At 52.0% G+C, this 15,891-nt stretch carries 14 protein-coding genes; 3 read left to right on the top strand and 11 right to left on the bottom strand.

Annotation, left to right across the window (positions count from 1 at the left end; translation table 11 throughout):
* The first annotated feature begins 114 nt into the window (after positions 1-114).
* Genes ACWWFX_RS03690 through ACWWFX_RS03680 form a run of 3 tightly spaced genes read left to right on the top strand, consistent with a single transcriptional unit; the run spans position 115 to position 2,865 of the window.
* Complete coding sequence (locus ACWWFX_RS03690; protein WP_003846423.1) at positions 115-315, top strand: hypothetical protein; 201 nt, start codon at positions 115-117, stop codon at positions 313-315.
* A complete protein-coding gene (locus ACWWFX_RS03685; RefSeq protein WP_473223241.1) occupies positions 308-2,161 on the top strand; it encodes a hypothetical protein in 1,854 nt (617 codons plus the stop codon). The genes ACWWFX_RS03690 and ACWWFX_RS03685 overlap by 8 nt, the downstream gene beginning before the upstream one ends.
* A gap of 29 nt (positions 2,162-2,190) precedes the next feature.
* A complete protein-coding gene (locus ACWWFX_RS03680) occupies positions 2,191-2,865 on the top strand; it encodes a phage baseplate protein (protein ID WP_473223240.1) in 675 nt (224 codons plus the stop codon).
* Between the two features lie 41 nt (positions 2,866-2,906).
* Here the strand turns inward: ACWWFX_RS03680 and ACWWFX_RS03675 are convergent, their stop codons facing one another.
* The 11 genes from ACWWFX_RS03675 to ACWWFX_RS03625 all read right to left on the bottom strand — a co-directional run bounded on the left by ACWWFX_RS03675 (position 2,907) and on the right by ACWWFX_RS03625 (position 15,890).
* Positions 2,907-3,578, bottom strand: coding sequence for an EAL domain-containing protein (locus ACWWFX_RS03675; protein WP_048994720.1), 672 nt, complete (start codon positions 3,576-3,578; stop codon positions 2,907-2,909).
* A gap of 252 nt (positions 3,579-3,830) precedes the next feature.
* Complete coding sequence (locus ACWWFX_RS03670; protein WP_108454391.1) at positions 3,831-5,066, bottom strand: tyrosine-type recombinase/integrase; 1,236 nt, start codon at positions 5,064-5,066, stop codon at positions 3,831-3,833.
* A gap of 128 nt (positions 5,067-5,194) precedes the next feature.
* Positions 5,195-6,802, bottom strand: coding sequence for an FAD-NAD(P)-binding protein (locus tag ACWWFX_RS03665; protein ID WP_473223239.1), 1,608 nt, complete (start codon positions 6,800-6,802; stop codon positions 5,195-5,197).
* A 118-nt stretch (positions 6,803-6,920) separates the two neighbouring features.
* Positions 6,921-9,125 (bottom strand): ferric-rhodotorulic acid/ferric-coprogen receptor FhuE, encoded by a 2,205-nt coding sequence (fhuE, locus tag ACWWFX_RS03660; RefSeq protein WP_473223238.1) that lies wholly within the window; start codon positions 9,123-9,125, stop codon positions 6,921-6,923.
* 237 nt (positions 9,126-9,362) lie between these two features.
* Positions 9,363-10,562: a multidrug effflux MFS transporter gene (locus ACWWFX_RS03655; protein WP_473223237.1), complete on the bottom strand. Its 1,200-nt coding sequence runs from the start codon at positions 10,560-10,562 to the stop codon at positions 9,363-9,365.
* Between the two features lie 488 nt (positions 10,563-11,050).
* The gene (locus ACWWFX_RS03650) at positions 11,051-11,518 is read right to left on the bottom strand and encodes a DUF1398 family protein (protein WP_149463321.1); all 468 of its coding nucleotides are present in this window, start codon (positions 11,516-11,518) and stop codon (positions 11,051-11,053) included.
* Positions 11,519-11,781: 263 nt separating this feature from the next.
* Entirely contained in the window at positions 11,782-12,306 is a 525-nt protein-coding gene (gene acpT / locus ACWWFX_RS03645) for a 4'-phosphopantetheinyl transferase AcpT (RefSeq protein WP_473223236.1), read from the bottom strand.
* 2 nt (positions 12,307-12,308) lie between these two features.
* Positions 12,309-13,538 carry a beta-ketoacyl-ACP synthase gene (locus ACWWFX_RS03640; RefSeq protein ID WP_473223235.1) on the bottom strand — a complete coding sequence of 410 codons (1,230 nt, stop codon included), beginning with the start codon at positions 13,536-13,538 and terminating at the stop codon, positions 12,309-12,311.
* Entirely contained in the window at positions 13,535-14,266 is a 732-nt protein-coding gene (locus tag ACWWFX_RS03635; protein WP_276224550.1) for a 3-ketoacyl-ACP reductase FabG2, read from the bottom strand. Before ACWWFX_RS03635 ends, ACWWFX_RS03640 begins: the two co-directional genes overlap by 4 nt.
* On the bottom strand, positions 14,263-14,739 hold the full coding sequence (locus ACWWFX_RS03630) for a hotdog family protein (protein ID WP_276224552.1): 477 nt from the start codon (positions 14,737-14,739) through the stop codon (positions 14,263-14,265). Before ACWWFX_RS03630 ends, ACWWFX_RS03635 begins: the two co-directional genes overlap by 4 nt.
* Entirely contained in the window at positions 14,736-15,890 is a 1,155-nt protein-coding gene (locus ACWWFX_RS03625) for a beta-ketoacyl-[acyl-carrier-protein] synthase family protein (protein ID WP_473223234.1), read from the bottom strand. Before ACWWFX_RS03625 ends, ACWWFX_RS03630 begins: the two co-directional genes overlap by 4 nt.
* Position 15,891 lies beyond the last annotated feature (1 nt).

Here is a 15,891-nt window from a genome sequence, read left to right as displayed (position 1 = left end):
CGTCTGGAAATAACAGAAGAGCTTTCAATCAGGGATGCAAACTAATCCACAGCGCAATTGTGGCTCTGGTGGCATCCCTTTTTTGTTTCCCCCAGAACAAGAGGAAAAATACAGGTGGAACTCATACTCAAATCAAATCGTGGTTTACACGTCCGACTGAGTGCAGACGATGCAGAAGGACTGCTCAAGGTGAGCCAGCTTTGCGAGCTATTAGAAATTTCTTACACGGGCGTTAGAGCGCGCATCTTCCGTGGTGAGACGGTGGAACAGGCTGTTCATCACTTTTTGGATCAGAAAGGTGGTGGTGATGCTTGAGATTTCTACAAGTGTTATAAAAAATACAGTGACATTTAGTGTTGATCGTAATTCGATGAAGACAGCCCTTGATGCTTTTGACCAGATTCAGAAGAAAGCAAAAGGTATTAAAGACCCCACAATAAACATGAAGAGATTTAGCCAGGGGCTAAAGTCTGCTGAAAGAGAATTAGATAAGCTGAATAAGAAAGCCTCTAAGCCACGTAATAGCGATGAACGAGAAAAGGCGAGGGCAGCTAAGGCGCAAGCCCGTGTAGAGGCTCAGGCAGCGAAAGAGGCCGCGAGAAACGCACAGCGCCGTGAACGAGCAGAGCTAAAATTGCTCGACACCGCCAGCAGCTTTAAATCGATGCAACATCTTACCAACGTTGAACTAACCCAGGCTGCGCTACAAGCGTCACGCATAACTAAGGCGTACTCCCAGGGCACAATTTCTTTAGCACGTCAAAACAGCGAGATTAAGCGCTTACAACAGGGTTATCGCAGGCTCAATGCTTCACGTAGGGAAGCAGCTAAACGAGGCGCTACGGCTCCTGTAGGTGGCTCTGGAGCGATTACAGGCGGATTGATGGGCTTAGGCACCGGTGCGCTTGCTGGCGCTGGTGTGGGTGCGGCGGCTTACGGTGCTTATTCATGGGGGAAAGATGCTGTAACAGCCCAGGAAGAGCGCAGCGAAATTGTGCAACGTGCCAGATTGGGCGGTGTGGATTACAACTTTCTGCAATCGTTAGGCCAGTTTGCACAAGCTAACGGGATTGATTCCGGTATCGGTACGCAGGGAGCCAGAAAAAACTTGGATGTTGCAAAAGATGTGTCCGAGAAACTCGCAGACGGTGCGCTGAATGCGAAACGTAATAAACAGGGTGAATGGACAGGAGCACCAACAGGCATTAACACTGCTTTGAACATGGGGTATACGCCTGAACAGCTTAAAGAATGGGCTAAAAATCCGTTTGGTTTTGTCTCTTCATACACCAATACAATGCAATCTAAAGGATTGAGTGAACAGGAAATTTTGCACAATCTCGAAGACCTCGGGGACGATCTCGGGCTTTACGCCAAAGCCTTTATGAACGGTGGTAAGGCACTAACTGATCAGGTGGACGTGCTCAAGCGTAATGGTCAGTGGTTGACGGAGGAACAGCAGAACCAGCTTGTAGCCTATCGTAAATTCAATCAGGAAATGGAGATTCTTAACGATAGCCAGAAGTTGGCATTCTTCGAAGGTTTCATGGAGTCTCTCGATCCTGCAACGGTTAAAGAGTGGAAACAAGCCATGCAGGACGCTTTACCCTTCTTTGAGGGTGTCGGACGAGCGGCGGGGGATGCTGCCGTAGGATTGCTGAAACTCTCCAACTGGATCACGGGTAGGCTGAATCTCCTGAACGGTGACAACACCACTAAAGAGGCGGTGAGCCAGCATTACGGCACTACCTCAGCACCGTTACAGCCTGGAAGTAATCCAGTGGCTAACGCCTACGGAGCCAGCCAGCCTAAAGCAGACGGCACACATGAGCCGAATGTGTTTGATACGGTGCGCGAGTGGTGGAACGGTACGAGCGGGGCGCAGGATGTTAGCAGCTACGCACCGAGCGCTAACGGTGATTATTCTCCTGTTTCTATGTTGAAACAATCGGCAGCGGCTACTGCGACACCGCCAGCTAAAAATACAGTGGTTCAGCCAGTGGTATTACAAAATAACCTACCGGAAGGAATGATCTCTCTCACTATTGCCCCTGATCCGACATTCGGAAACATGCTAAATGCTACCGTTGATCAGCGTATCAATGATAACAATCAGCGTATGGTGCTGGCTGTTTCATCTGGACAAGGGACGGGGGGCTAATTGCCCCTCTTCATAAGGAATAAAATAAAATGGCAACACCAGGAAGTTTAACAATCGGGGGAGATTCTTCCCGAATCAATTCAACTCAGAACAGTAATAACAGCAGCGCTACCCGTACCAAAGGTGAAAACGGCTTCACCATCCTTGCATCTGTATATAATTCGTCCTCAGATAGCTACATTCAAAACTATCAGGCGATAGTGTTTGATGCTGTGACGGACACGGGAGTCCGTAGACAGGCAGAAATTACAAGCTATCCCGTTGAGAGCGGGGCTGAGGTGAGCGATCACGTTCAGATTAAGAATAATACATTCAAGCTATCGGGGATTATTTCCGAAACTCCGGTAAGGCTTGAGAAAGATTTATTATACAGTGCTGGCGTCAATGGTACTCGTATTTCTCAGGCTATCCAGTATCTTGATAAAATCTTTGATAGTCGTCAGCCTATTACATTAGTGACAGAGCACAAAGTGTATGAGAATGTCATTCTCTCTGGTATCAGTTACGATTATAAATCTGAATTTGCTATGCAATTCGATCTTGAATTTGAACAAGTCAGACTTGTTAGCACTGCTACAGTTAATGTAATTGCGACTAAAACGCAAAGTAATAGAAGCGTTGGTGGTACGGTGAAACAGAAAGTAGTAAACAATGCACCAAAGAAAACTGAATCTGATACTGTTACTACGGAATTTAAGAAATAAATAAGGGCATTTTGCCCCTTTTACAAGGAAGATTATTCAAGCTATACCAACGAATCTACGTTCTCAAATGGGATGGATTTAAAAAGATACCCCTGTAATCCCCAAATCCCCACCTCACGCAGTATTCCCAAATGTTCTCGATTCTCAATCCCTTCGATAATAACTTTGCCGCAGTGTTTTTGAATGGAAGCAATCAGCGGGTAGAAGGTTGGTTTCTGCACCTGCTGATTAAAGAAGCAGCGATCTACTTTTACAACCTCAAAGTATCCTTCCATCAAACTAACTACATTCGAATTACCTGCCCCAAGGTCATCGAGCCACAGCCCATTCACACCCTGGCTCAGCGACTTTAACAAGGGGCTTTTTAATCCTTTATCTAAACCTGGGAAATTCTCAGAAAGCTCAAGTTTGATGAATGGCATCGATTCGAAAGTTTGTCTAAGTATGTAGTCATTACGTATCAGAAAAGCCATTTGCTGATCAATGTTCAGTGTACAAAATAGATTCTTTCGTTCGAACCACTTTTGCATACTGGCAATGTTTCCGCATTGTTCGTATAGGAAAAGCCGTTTCCTATCTAAATCCCAAGATGAAATTACGAACTCAGGATGAAGGGGGCGTCCATCTGGGGAAATGAAGCGAGTGAGAAGCTCAACGCCCAACAACTTTTCGTCAATGCTTACTATAGGTTCAGCAATGAATGTAGTATCCATAACAAACACCTTAAATTTCTACATAGGTTCATTCATAATGTGGTCTTTGTAACAAAAAATCAATAATGGTTTCTGTTATTTAGGTGTGTAACCTACTGAATTTGGTGGTTTTTTTTTGGGGTTTTAGTGTTATGGCTTTGATGCTTTTTTGTTACTATTTTAATCTTGCTTTGTTCGTAAAGCAAGAATTAGCGTGTATTATTCATAAACAATAGCTTATTAATCTAATCAATTTGTTTATAAATAAGGGGCTTACGCCCCTTTTTCCGTTTCAGGGAAGATGATCTCTGGATAATCCACCATTTCCACATAGTCGGACAATTCTTTCATGGAACACCCCGCGCTGTATGTCTTGAATGCTTCTGTGGCTGCGGCTTGGGAAGAGTGCCCCGTGATGTAGCCTATACGCTGTTCGGGTACTCCGGCACGGTCAAGACACGTGATAAAATGCCCCCTCAAACTGTGAAAGCATTGGCGATCTGTAGCCATAGGCACTACGCGACGCCGTAAGCGGGTGAATGCCTGGGAATAGAACGGCCCCTTTTTCCCGTCTTTGCGTTCAATCTTGTTAGCCTGTGGTAACAGGTAATCTCCAGTGTTCAAACTCAGATAATAATCTACCATACCGATCAGAAAAGCGTGGATCGGTATGTGCCTAACCCCTGCTTTCGTTTTCGATTTGCTAATGAAGAAAGTCTGTATCCCTTCCACTATAACAACATCTGATTTTTTCAAGCTGGCGATTTCGTCCAGCCTTGCACCAGAGAACAAACCGATCAGAATGACGGCTCGTAGTTCTTCGTCTGCTTCGTTGAGCAGGGTAGATAGTTGATGCCATTCAAACGGCTGGTAGCTCTCAATAGTGCGCCGTGCTTCGAGGTTCATGCCGTGAAACGGATTAAGCGGCGCTATAGCGTCGTAGCGACGTTTGGCAAACTCATAGAGGCTTCCCAGTGACGTTAACCAGTTTTGCAGCGTCTGCCCTGCTACGTCGCGTTTCTGCTGTTCTTCGATGAAATCCGTAACCAGCCGCCGTCCTATCTGATCCAAACTGATATCAACTTTCCCGATGCTCTGGAGAAATACTTCCACGGCCCGCGCCGATTTGCTCAGTGTGGACAATGAACGCCGATCCCGGTAGGCAGTTGCGTATTCATCCCGTAATAGGCACAGGTGGGGAATCGAACTGGCTCGCTCCTCAATCAGGGGTTTGTTTTTATTCTTGCGGATCTGTGAGTGCAGGGAAGTGATCGCAACTTGAATGCGTTTGTCCTCTGTATCCGGCTTGAACTGTTCTTTCAGGTTGTTCCACTCTACCAGCATGTGATTGCGGAAGTGTCGAGCCTTGTAAATGTCTCTTGTACCAGTGCTTTTCCGGTAGAGGCGCTTCCCGCCGAACATGTGGCGCATGTAAGCAGGAACGTAGATTTGAAACTGCCATACCCCATCCGGTGAAAGATAAAGATACTCCTGGCCCTTGATTGTCATGAGACTGATCCTCTAAAATCTCGCAATCAAGTATCAATAATAGTTACTATGTTGATTCTCTGACCGTCGCGCTATGGAAAAATGAAACGTCGTTTCGATTCCCTTCGCCCGCTCCAGACTCAACGTTTTTACTCATTTCGCTGTACCTTCTTTCGCTTCCCTGACGCTTGTTTATCCACGCCTTTCGCCATCGCCGCGCCAATTTCCGCACACACCACCAGCCCCTGCACAAACGGTCTGTCATGCATTAGCCACGGCAGTGCGCCGAAGGCAATTCGCCCGCGCACGTTATCAGGTGCCTGCAAGGTATAGTCGTCACCGACATCCGGTATGTCATCGCCGCAGGCTAAAAGCTGTTTGCGAAGCGTGGGGAAGGGAAGGTCTTTGGTTTTCAGCGCCTTCTGACCACGGGCGTCGATAAACACGTCAAACTCATAACGCGCATCATCGGTGGTGATGGTCGTCAGGCCGTCGTTAGCCTGCATCTCATAGTCGTTACCCAGCGCCCGAATATGAATCAGCCCGGCCTCACGTAGCGCCAGCAGGCGGCGGATAGATTCAGACGGAATAGCGGCATAATTGTCGATAAAAACGCGCGCCAGTCCTTTTTTGAAACGTTGACGGTCCTCTTCGTTCAGATGTGGGACGATCTCCTCAACGATTTCATGCAGCCGCAGAACAGTGTAGCGCCAGGGCACCGTGTGTTTCTCGCGCTTATTACGTTCGACCTCTTCCAGATTGTCCTGCGCCCAGTAAAACGGATCGTGTTTTTTACGATCGGCAAACCAGGCGTCGGCAAGCGTATCGGCATTCAGCCTGTTTAAGCCTATCCGCGCACTCCACTGCGGATCTGCCTGTTCCAGTTCGGAGACGATCAACTGAAATACTCTGTTCAGCAGACCCTTACTGCCTTTAGCAATTTCAGCTTCGATGGCCTGCTCCGTCACGATTGCCAGCGGCTCGTAGGGCAGCGGGCAGTAAAAATCGGCTTCCGGCAGAATGCCGCTGCGCGACATTAGCGTCAACTGAAGCGACTGGCGTTGCGCATTAAGCTGGAAGCGCGTGGTTTTGCCCTCTTCAACAATAAATTTTCCATGCTGCGAGACGACTGCCATAGCAGCATCAAGCCCACTCAATGAAGCGCCCATAATGCCCACGCGGCACGGCGCAATGTGCGCATCCATCAGGCCGGTCCACGGGCTGGGGTAAAAGTCACGCGGCGAGTCATCGTCTTCAGGCCACATATGGCCGGTGGCGATCACCGCATAATCAAAGGGTTCCGGGGTATTGCGATTGTCGATCCACAGCTGCACGCCATTCCCGGTGGCCTCAATATCAGCAATCCTGCTCGCTTCCCGCACCGAGACGCCAAACCCCAAACGCTCAGCTTTCTCGACCAACGCCAGAAAGCGGTCACGGTAATAATCGCCGAGGATCACGCGCGGCAAAAATTGTCGGTCATGCAGTGATTCACGTTTAATCGCAAAGCGCGCCAGGTAGCTGTCGCTCTGTTGATGCAGCCATTCGAGATAAGTGATAAAAATTGGCGGGATCTCAATGCTCGCGATATTGGCCAGCATCAGCGTGGCATTATTATCATCGTTATAGGGCATGCCGACGCCCGCTTCTTCAGCCTGCTCGAAGAGCGTAATCGCAAGCGGTTCGCCGCGCTCAATAAGCGCATGAAAGGTGTAAATTCCGGTCGGGCCGACGCCGACAATCGCCACGTTTTTCATAATCATCCTGAAAAAGAAACACAGTGATAAGTCTGGTCGAAAAAGGCGATTGCGCCAAACCTGGCGGCGGAAATTCAGAAGAAGGAAAAACGGCACCGGGCGGTGCCGTTGAGGGAGATCAGAAGTTATAGGTGCCGCTGACCGAGAAGTTACGCGGTGCGCCGTACACGCCGTAAGTGCCCAGATAGTCGTAATATTCTTTGTCGAACAGGTTGTTCAGGTTGGCCTGAAGGGCAAAGTTTTTGGTGACCTGATAGCGGCTGAAGAGATCGACCACCGCATAACCGCCCTGTTTAATACGCGTATCACCGTTCGGCCCGGCAATGTCCTGCCAGGTTTTATTCTGCCAGCGTACGCCACCGCCGACTGCCAGTTCAGGCAACATTGGTAGCTGATAGCGGGTAAACAGTTTCGCCGTAGTGCGTGGTTGCTCCGGGTTCACTGCCACGCCGTCACCGTCTTCTGCGATGTAGCGGGATGCGCCGAAGGTGAGCTGCCAGCGGTCGGTCAGTGCGCCGTTAATCTCAAATTCCACGCCTTTACTCACGGTACCATCGACTGATTTATACGCCGTCTGGCCGCCGGAGCCAGGAATGGTCTGCCCGGTGCTGACGGCAACTTTATCCTGCTCGGTACGGAATACGGCAAGCGTCGCGGTCAGGCGGGTGTTAAACCAGTCACCTTTCACGCCCGCTTCATAGCTCTTACCAGTGGTTGGATCGAGGAACTCACTGTTAGCGTTACGCTTGCTGGTTGGCTGGAAGATGGAGGTGTAGCTGGCATAGGCCGACCACTCATCATTGATGTCATATACCAGGCCTGCATATGGCGTGACGTCATCGAATTTGCTGTCGCGGGTTTCATCCGGTTTGCGCTCCAGATTGTAATGAGCGCTCCATTCCGTCCAGCGCACGCCGAGGATCAGGTTCAGCGGGTCGGCCAGCGAGAGACGCGTCGCGGTGTAGAGTGATTTCTGGCGGATGATATCGCGCTGATAGAGTGCCCAGTCAGACCACTCCGGATACGCCAGTTTGCCGTCATAATTGTGAATGTTGCCGACATCCATCAACCCGTAGTTATCGGTGACCGGATACGAGTTGTCGTAATTGTTGCGCTGACGGCTGTAGCTGCCGCCGAACATTATCTGGTGCTGGCGGCCAAACAGTTCATAGCCCCCGCGCACAAAGGCGTCCACTGAATCCTGTTTGCGCTCGCCACGGTTCCAGCCGCCCCACGCGCCCTGGTAAAGCGCGCTATTGTACAGGCCGGTATTTTTATCCGGGAAGCCGTCGATATACATCAAGCGGCTGTCAAAACTGGTTTCCGCGTGCATGGCGTTCACCTTCGCCTCCCAGCCGTTGTCGAAACGCTGGGTCAGGTTGGCAAATACGCGCGACGTATCTTCATTGGAGTAGGTCCAGTCAGCGGCGGTATTGAATTCACGGCGGAAATCAGTGCGGCTGCCGTCGCTCCACAGGGAAGGGAAACCGCCCCAGGTTGGGCTGTCTTCTTCGCTCTCCTGGTAGTCATAGGCCAGTGAGAGGGTAGTGGAGTCCGTGATATCGGCATCCACGACGCCGGTGATGAATTTTTTGCGGTAGTGGTTGCGCTCAAGCCAGCTGTCGTTGTCCTGATACCCGGCAATCACGCGGCCACGCACGTCACCGGACTCAGTCAGCGGGGCTTGTAAATCCAGCACATAACGTTGTTTATCCCAGCTACCGTAGGTTGCGGAAGCCGAGCCTTTAAACTCGCGGCTATCGGCGTGCTTACGCACCATGTTGACGTACGCCGATGGGTTGCCCGTGCCACTCATCAAACCGGCAGCGCCACGCACTACCTCGATGCTCTCAAAAATCGCCGTATCGCCCGCTGTGTCGCCAAAATTCCAGCGATCGTCGAGGAACGTCGGCATATCGTCGAAGGCAAAGTTACTGACGAAGAAACCGCGTGAGAAAATATTAGTACGGTGGCTGTCGATGCGGGAAACGCTCACGCCGGTGGTGTTATCCAGCACCTCTTCAATCGAGTTCAGCTCCTGATCTTTCATTCGCTGCTGGCTGATAACGCTGACTGACTGCGGGATATCGCGCTGCACCAGCAGCATTTTGGTGCCGGTGGTGGTGGTTTTAACACTGTAATCCTGTTCCTGACCTTCGTCACCCGGCGTGGTGCTCTCTTCCACCACAATGGTGTCATCGCTGTTCGCAGCGGCGGCAAATGACAGCGCAGGCGTGAACGCCATCGCCACGGAGAGGGCGAGCAAAGAAGGGGAACATCCGAGCGTACGACGCGTTTCCCGGGTCTGATAAGTGAAAGACATGATAAACCCTTAAGTGTGTTTGCGGGACTGCCCGACAGCGGTACATAGCCGCGCCGGGGATTGTTTTTTTAGTTAATCAATGAGTATAAAAATGCGAATGAGAAATATACGCATTAGTGTTTTAGATGTAAATGGATGTAAGCGGATTTTATGGAACCGCTTTCACATAAGGGGCGGGTAGGGGGCATATTAAAACCACGACAGCACTGACGCAGAAATGCTTCGCTACAGAGCCAACTAGGGATGATGAACAGGAAGCCTGACTCTGACCACCATCCCCGCACTCAGCAACGTAAACAACGCAATAATCCACCCCATTGTCCACGGGGTGCCGTCGCTGAACAGCGCCAGAAGCAGCGAGGAGATAATTCCGCTGCCGTACTGCAATGCACCAATCAGCGCTGATGCGGAACCTGCTGCGTGTGGCGCGCTATCCAGCGCAGCGGCTGTTGCGGTGGCGGCGATGATGCCGTTCATCGAGAAGAAAACAAACACCGTTGCGACAATCAGTATGACGCCGCCGACGTTGAGTTTTGTCCCCATCGCCAGCGCGAGGGCAGCAAGAGTAGCAACGCCGACTGCGCGTTTTAGCAGCGTCTCCAGCGGGTAGCGTTGTACCAGGCGACGGTTCACTGCGCTCATGCTCATCACCCCGACGATATTAATGGCGAACAGCCAGCCATAGTGCTGTGGGTCAATATGAAACCAGCTGATATAGACGAATGGCGAGCCGGTAATAAAGGCGTAAGCGGCGACGTAATAAAATGTCAGGCTTAGGGTAAATCGCATAAAGCTACGATTCGAAAGCAGTGTGTAATAGGTTTCGAATGCGCCGCGTATAGAGGCTTTTACGCGTCGCTCTGGCGGTAATGTTTCCGGTAGCCAATAGAGTGAACAGAGCATCAGTACGCCGATAACGGCCAGTAGCCAGAAAATGGCATGCCAGGACGCGAATTTAATCATCTGCCCGCCAAGCAGCGGCCCGACAATGGGCGCGATCGCCATCACGATGGTCAGGGTTGAAAGCATCTGCGCGGCACGCGTACGGCTGAAGAGATCGCGGATCATCGCACGTGCCAGCATCGGCCCGGTACAGGCCCCCAGCGCCTGGAATACGCGCCAGAAAACGATCTGCGTAATATCGGTAGACAGTGCGCAGCCCATCGAACCAATGACAAACAGCACCATCCCAATCACCAGCGGAATGCGACGGCCAAGATGATCGCTAATCGGCCCCCAAATAAGCTGAGCGATGCAGAAACCGACCAAAAAACCGGTAATCGTTAGCTCGACGTTGCCCTGTAACTCATTCGCCATGACGGGCATTGCAGGAAGATAAATATCGGTGGAGAGGGAGGTAAACGCCATCAGGGCGCTCAGAATAAGAATAAAAACCAGCCCGGTTGTTTTTACCGGTTGGCGTTGTGCGTGACTCATAATTTTCCGTTCGACAGAAGTGAGAGAGTAAGGATATCGGAAAGCTATTGGTTAATAATCCCTCTCCAGCGGATAGCCTTTATGAGGCGAAATCATAAATCACGTAAGTGTAGAAATTTATGCTGCCTTCAGGCTGATGTCGACATCTCCTCTCGAGGTTCACGATTACGTTGGAGGATGCAAGGCGCTGAATCAGTGCCAATTCTTCTCAACCTGCGTTGGTCGAAGTAACAGAAAATAACCAGGCGTAATTATTATTACGTATATCCTGATGTGCATTATTTGTTATAGAATATCGCCTGATGACATTTTTATCAGGCGATTTTTATATTTATCCCTTATCGTCTGGCGCAAAAAAGGAAAGTTGCGATGGAAATGAGCCAGGGAGGTTCAATGAAAATGGTTTCGTTAATTACGTTATCGTGTGCGGGTATTTGGCTTATCTTGCATGGGCTCTGGATGTGGTTGCCCCTACGATAATCACGCGGTTAATTATAACGCCATACGCGTTCATTACTAATAACGGGCGTTATCTCTTCGCAGAAAATTACTTTGTCAGATAAGCCGACATATTTTCGCGTCATCTGTTTTATATCGACAATCCACTTATATACCCCGGCGCTGGCCACCAGAGAACAATACTCTTCATAGCCTATTTCACCTGCGAAATGGCGGCGTGACGCTGCGCGAATGAGGTCTTCATTGGCCCGCAGATTGACGCGTTTGAGGCTGTACTCGCCTTCTATAATACGAATACAACCGTCGTTATCGACCAGATTGACGTTCCCGGTAGAGACGAAATGAACGTAGAAAACGATGTTCTGTTTTTCGAGTTCTTTGATCAGTTCATGCAGCGTTATCTGCGTTCGAGCCTCAGAAAATAGAGTGCGTAAAATAATCTGTGCCTCAATAATAATGATTGCAATAGTTACAATAATGCTAATTAAAGTAAGCAAAGGTAACTATCTTCTAACAGAGAGCCACTATACGGGCAAAACGAATCCATAGACAATTGAAATTTGTGTTATCTCTATCACAAAAAATGATTATACCAAATTTCATGTTTCCGCTTTGTTTCTTTAATTCATATTCCTGATGGAATATATCAACATCATTAATACATATGATCGATTTTTGATCTAATTTAGGTATTATATATCATCGAATATTATGATAATACTTTAGTGGTGTATTATTTATCAGAGTGATATTCACGTTATTATTTAACAATGAAATCGTTTTCCTGCGCTGAAACGGGCGTCGGGGTACACAGCGTCACGATTCGATTTTCAGACCAACGGAGTTGGGCTAAAAACAGCGGTGTGGGCAAGCAACTGTCGAAATCGGCGATGCGCCAGATCTGGCTGCCTGCCTGTTTAAGCATCGCCTCTTTGCGCGTCCAGATTTGCCAGAACGCGACGAGCTTATCTTCCGCCGCTGTAATCTGCGCCTGTTCACCGGGGCTGAATACCGATTCAACAATACGCTGGCTATTTTTACGCGGGCGTATGACTTCAATATCGCAACCCACCTCGCCCTCGTCGCTCAGCAGCAGCACAATGTCATCGCCGCTGTGGCTGATGTTAAACCACAGCGGATTCCCACGAGCAAAGCCGGGTTTGCCGTTATTGTTGCGAATAATCTCTGGCAGCACGGCGGGGAAGATCGCCCGTTCAAGCAGCGCGCGTCCCGCAGTCTGAGCGTCGATGTAGTCCGATACCTTTCCGCGCAGCAGGCGATACATGCTTATGCCCAGCGCTTGATGACCAGCGAGGTGTTGATCCCGCCGAAAGCGAAGTTATTGCTTTGCAGATATTCGCAGTCAATGTGACGCGCTTCGCCCATGATGTAATCCAGCGCGCCGCAGGCTTCATCGGGCTGTGTCAGGTTAATGGTCGGTGCGAACCAGCCTTCGCGCATCATCTGTAAGCTCATCCACGCCTCCAGCGCGCCGCAGGCTCCCAGCGTATGGCCGAAATAACTTTTCAGCGAGGAGATCGGCGTGGTATCACCGAAGATCGCCGCCGTCGCCTGGCTTTCCGCCAGATCGCCGCGATCGGTGGCCGTACCGTGCGCGGAGATATAGCCAATCTGCTGAGCGCCAATACCCGCCATCTGCAACGCCTGCTCCATGCAAATTTGCATCGTATCGCGCTGCGGTTGGGTGATATGCGCGGCATCGCAGTTGGTGGCGAAGCCGACGATTTCGCCGTAGATGGTCGCCCCACGCGCCTTCGCGTGTTCCAGTTCTTCCAGAATCAGCGTACCGGCGCCTTCGCCAATCACCAGCCCGTCACGCGTCTGGTCGAACGGTGAGGGCGTTGTTTTCGGCTGATCGTTGCGCTGGCTGGTGGCAAAGAGCGTATCGAACACGGCGGCTTCCGAGGGGCAGAGTTCTTCTGCGCCGCCCGCGACCATCACGGTTTGATAACCGTGGCGAATCGCTTCCCAGGCGTAGCCAATCGCCTGGCTTCCGGAAGTGCAGGCGCTGGAGGTGGGAATGACCCGCCCGCGCAGGCCGAAGAACAGCCCGGTATTCACCGCCGTGGTGTGCGGCATCATCTGTACGTAAGTGGTGCCGGTAATATTATTGGTATGCTTTTCGGTCAGCATGGTGGCGAATTCGCTCACCGGGCCGGTGCTGCCGGTCGATGAACCATAGGCGATACCGGTCTGGCCATTGGTCAGAACCGGGTCGTCAATCAGCCCGGCCTGCTCCAGCGCCAGTTCAGTGGCGCGGGTAGAAAGCAACGACACGCGGCCCATGGCGCGGATGCGCTTGCGGGTGTAGTGAGCGGGCAGCGTGAAGTCATCGATGGGCGCGCCCAGTAGGGTATGCAGGCCAGCGTAGACCTGCCACTCCGGCATATGCCGCACGGCGTTTTCATAATTCAGAAGCCCGCGGGATACGTCCTGCCAGTTTTCGCCGAAAGCGGTGACGCCGCCCATGCCCGTGATCACGACACGACGTGTCATAACATGCCTCCGTTGATCGAAATCACCTGCCGGGTGACGTAGCCCGCGATGTCCGACATTAAATAACTCGCCAGCCCGGCGACCTCTTCGGCCTGACCCATGCGTTTCATTGGGATCATCGCCATAGCATCTTTCAGCGCGGCCTCTTCCATTGCAACCATTCCGGTGTCAATCAACCCAGGAGCGATACAGTTGACGGTAATTTTGCGCTTTGCGAGTTCAATTGCCAATGCTTTGGTGGCCCCGATGATCCCCGCTTTGGCGGCGCTGTAGTTCACCTGCCCACGATTACCCATCACGCCGGAAACGGAAGACAGCGTGATAATTCGCCCGCCTTTACGCGCGCTTATCATGGGCATGATGCAGGGGTGAATCACGTTGTAGAAGCTGTCGAGGTTAGTGTGAATAACCGAATCCCAGTCTTCTTCGCTCAGCGCCGGGAATGCGCCGTCACGGGTAATTCCGGCGTTGCTCACCACGCCGTACCACGCGCCGTTTTCGGCCATATCCTCTTCAAGCACCGCTAAGCACTGGGCGCGATCGCCCACATCAAAGCGCAGCAATCGCCCTTTACCGCCAGCCAGTTCAATGGCAGCCAGCGTTTCGCGTGCGCCGGGCTCATCCTGATGATAGTGAACACCAAGGGTAAAGCCATCAGCGGCCAGCTGAATGGCGATGGCGCGGCCAATGCCTTTGCTGGCGCCGGTAACCAGAACGGAACGACTCATGCGCTTTCTCCCTGCTGAAACAGCGACGTTAACTCTTCGGTCGACGGCTGGAATGTGTTGACGCGGCCCGTGGCGACCACGGTGTTATTAATCATTATTGTGCATTCAAAACTGCCGAAACGGCTGTCGCGCATCAGCAGGTGGGCGTGAATATCCAGCGTGGCGTGTGCCGGAAAATAACCCGCCGCGCACACCAGTTCACGCGCGCCGAGGACCATGCCCAGCGTCAGTTGTTGCTCGCCATCATCCTGACGGTGCCAGCCGGACCAGACGCCGACCGTCTGCGCCATCAGCTCCAGCGCGTACCAGCCGGGCAGGTTGCCCGACGCATCAAGAAACGGTGCCAGCACGCCCGCAGGATTAACCGACACCTGGCACTGAACGTCGTTTTCGCCGACGGCGGAAACCTGTTCAAGCAGTAGCATCGGCGCGTCGTGCGGCAAATAGTCCGCTGGCGGTAAGTAGTGGCTCATGAACATCGTCCTAACAAAATACTGGTATTGTTGCCGCCAAAGGCGAAAGAGTTGGAAAGAATCACCGGGCGCGCCAGCGGCGCGGCATTGTGAAGCAGGCCGCAGGGCAGCAATGTGTCATCGACGGGCATTTGGCTGAAGTCCTGCGGTGGCAGCGGCAGGTTATGCTGCAAAATCAACATGGCAATACCTGCTTCGGTGATGCCTGCCGCGCCTAACGTATGCCCGGTAAGGTGCTTCGTGGAGCTACAGGGAACCGTATCACCGAAGATATGATTCACCACCTGCGATTCAATTTTGTCATTCAGCGGCGTGGCGGTGCCGTGCATATTGATGTAGCCCACGTCCTGCGGCGCGAGCTTGGCCTCTTTCAGCGCCTGAAGAATTGCGCGAATTGCGCCTTCGCCTTCAGGATGCGGAGCTGACATATGCCACGCATCGCTCGATTCGCCGACGCCCAGCAGCGCGATTGGCTGCGGCTCGCGGGTCAGCAGCATCAGCCCCGCGCCTTCTCCGATGGTAATGCCGCTGCGATCGCGACCAAATGGCTGGCAGCGTGAGGCTGAGAGCGACTCCAGGCTGTTGAAGCCGTTAATCGGCATCCGGCTCAAGGTGTCCGCGCCGCCCACAATTGCCACATCCGCTAAACCCGCTTCAATCAGACGGCGACCGCTAATAATGGCGCGCGCACTGGATGAACAGGCGGTGGAGAGGGTAAATGCCGGGCCGTCGAGCGCCAGCCAGTGGCTGAGAAATCGCGATGGGTCGCCCAGTTCCTGCTGTGCGTAGCGCCACCGGGGATGTTGCTGGCTGACATGTTTATCGCCTTCGTCCAGCCCGGACGTGCTGGTACCCATCACCACGGCAACGCGCTCTCGCCCATAGCGGGCAATCGCGTCATCCACCTGCGGCTGGATCTGCGCCAGCGCCGCCAGCAGGAGCTGATTATTGCGGCTGTGATGTTCGGCAAAGGTGTCCGAAATGACGGGCAGTTCCGCCTCAACGCCGCCAAAAACGGCATGTGAATTGCCCTGCAACCAGCCCGCGCGGGCACGCATGCCCGGCGCGATGCCGCGCGTCAGGTTCGCGGCGACCTCAAGCGCGTTGTTACCCAGCGCGTTAATCATGCCCACGGCAGAGATATAAATCATA

It is taken from the genome of Pseudocitrobacter sp. 2023LY-00077 (genome assembly GCF_055796175.1).
This window is presented reverse-complemented; position numbering and strand designations above follow the sequence as displayed.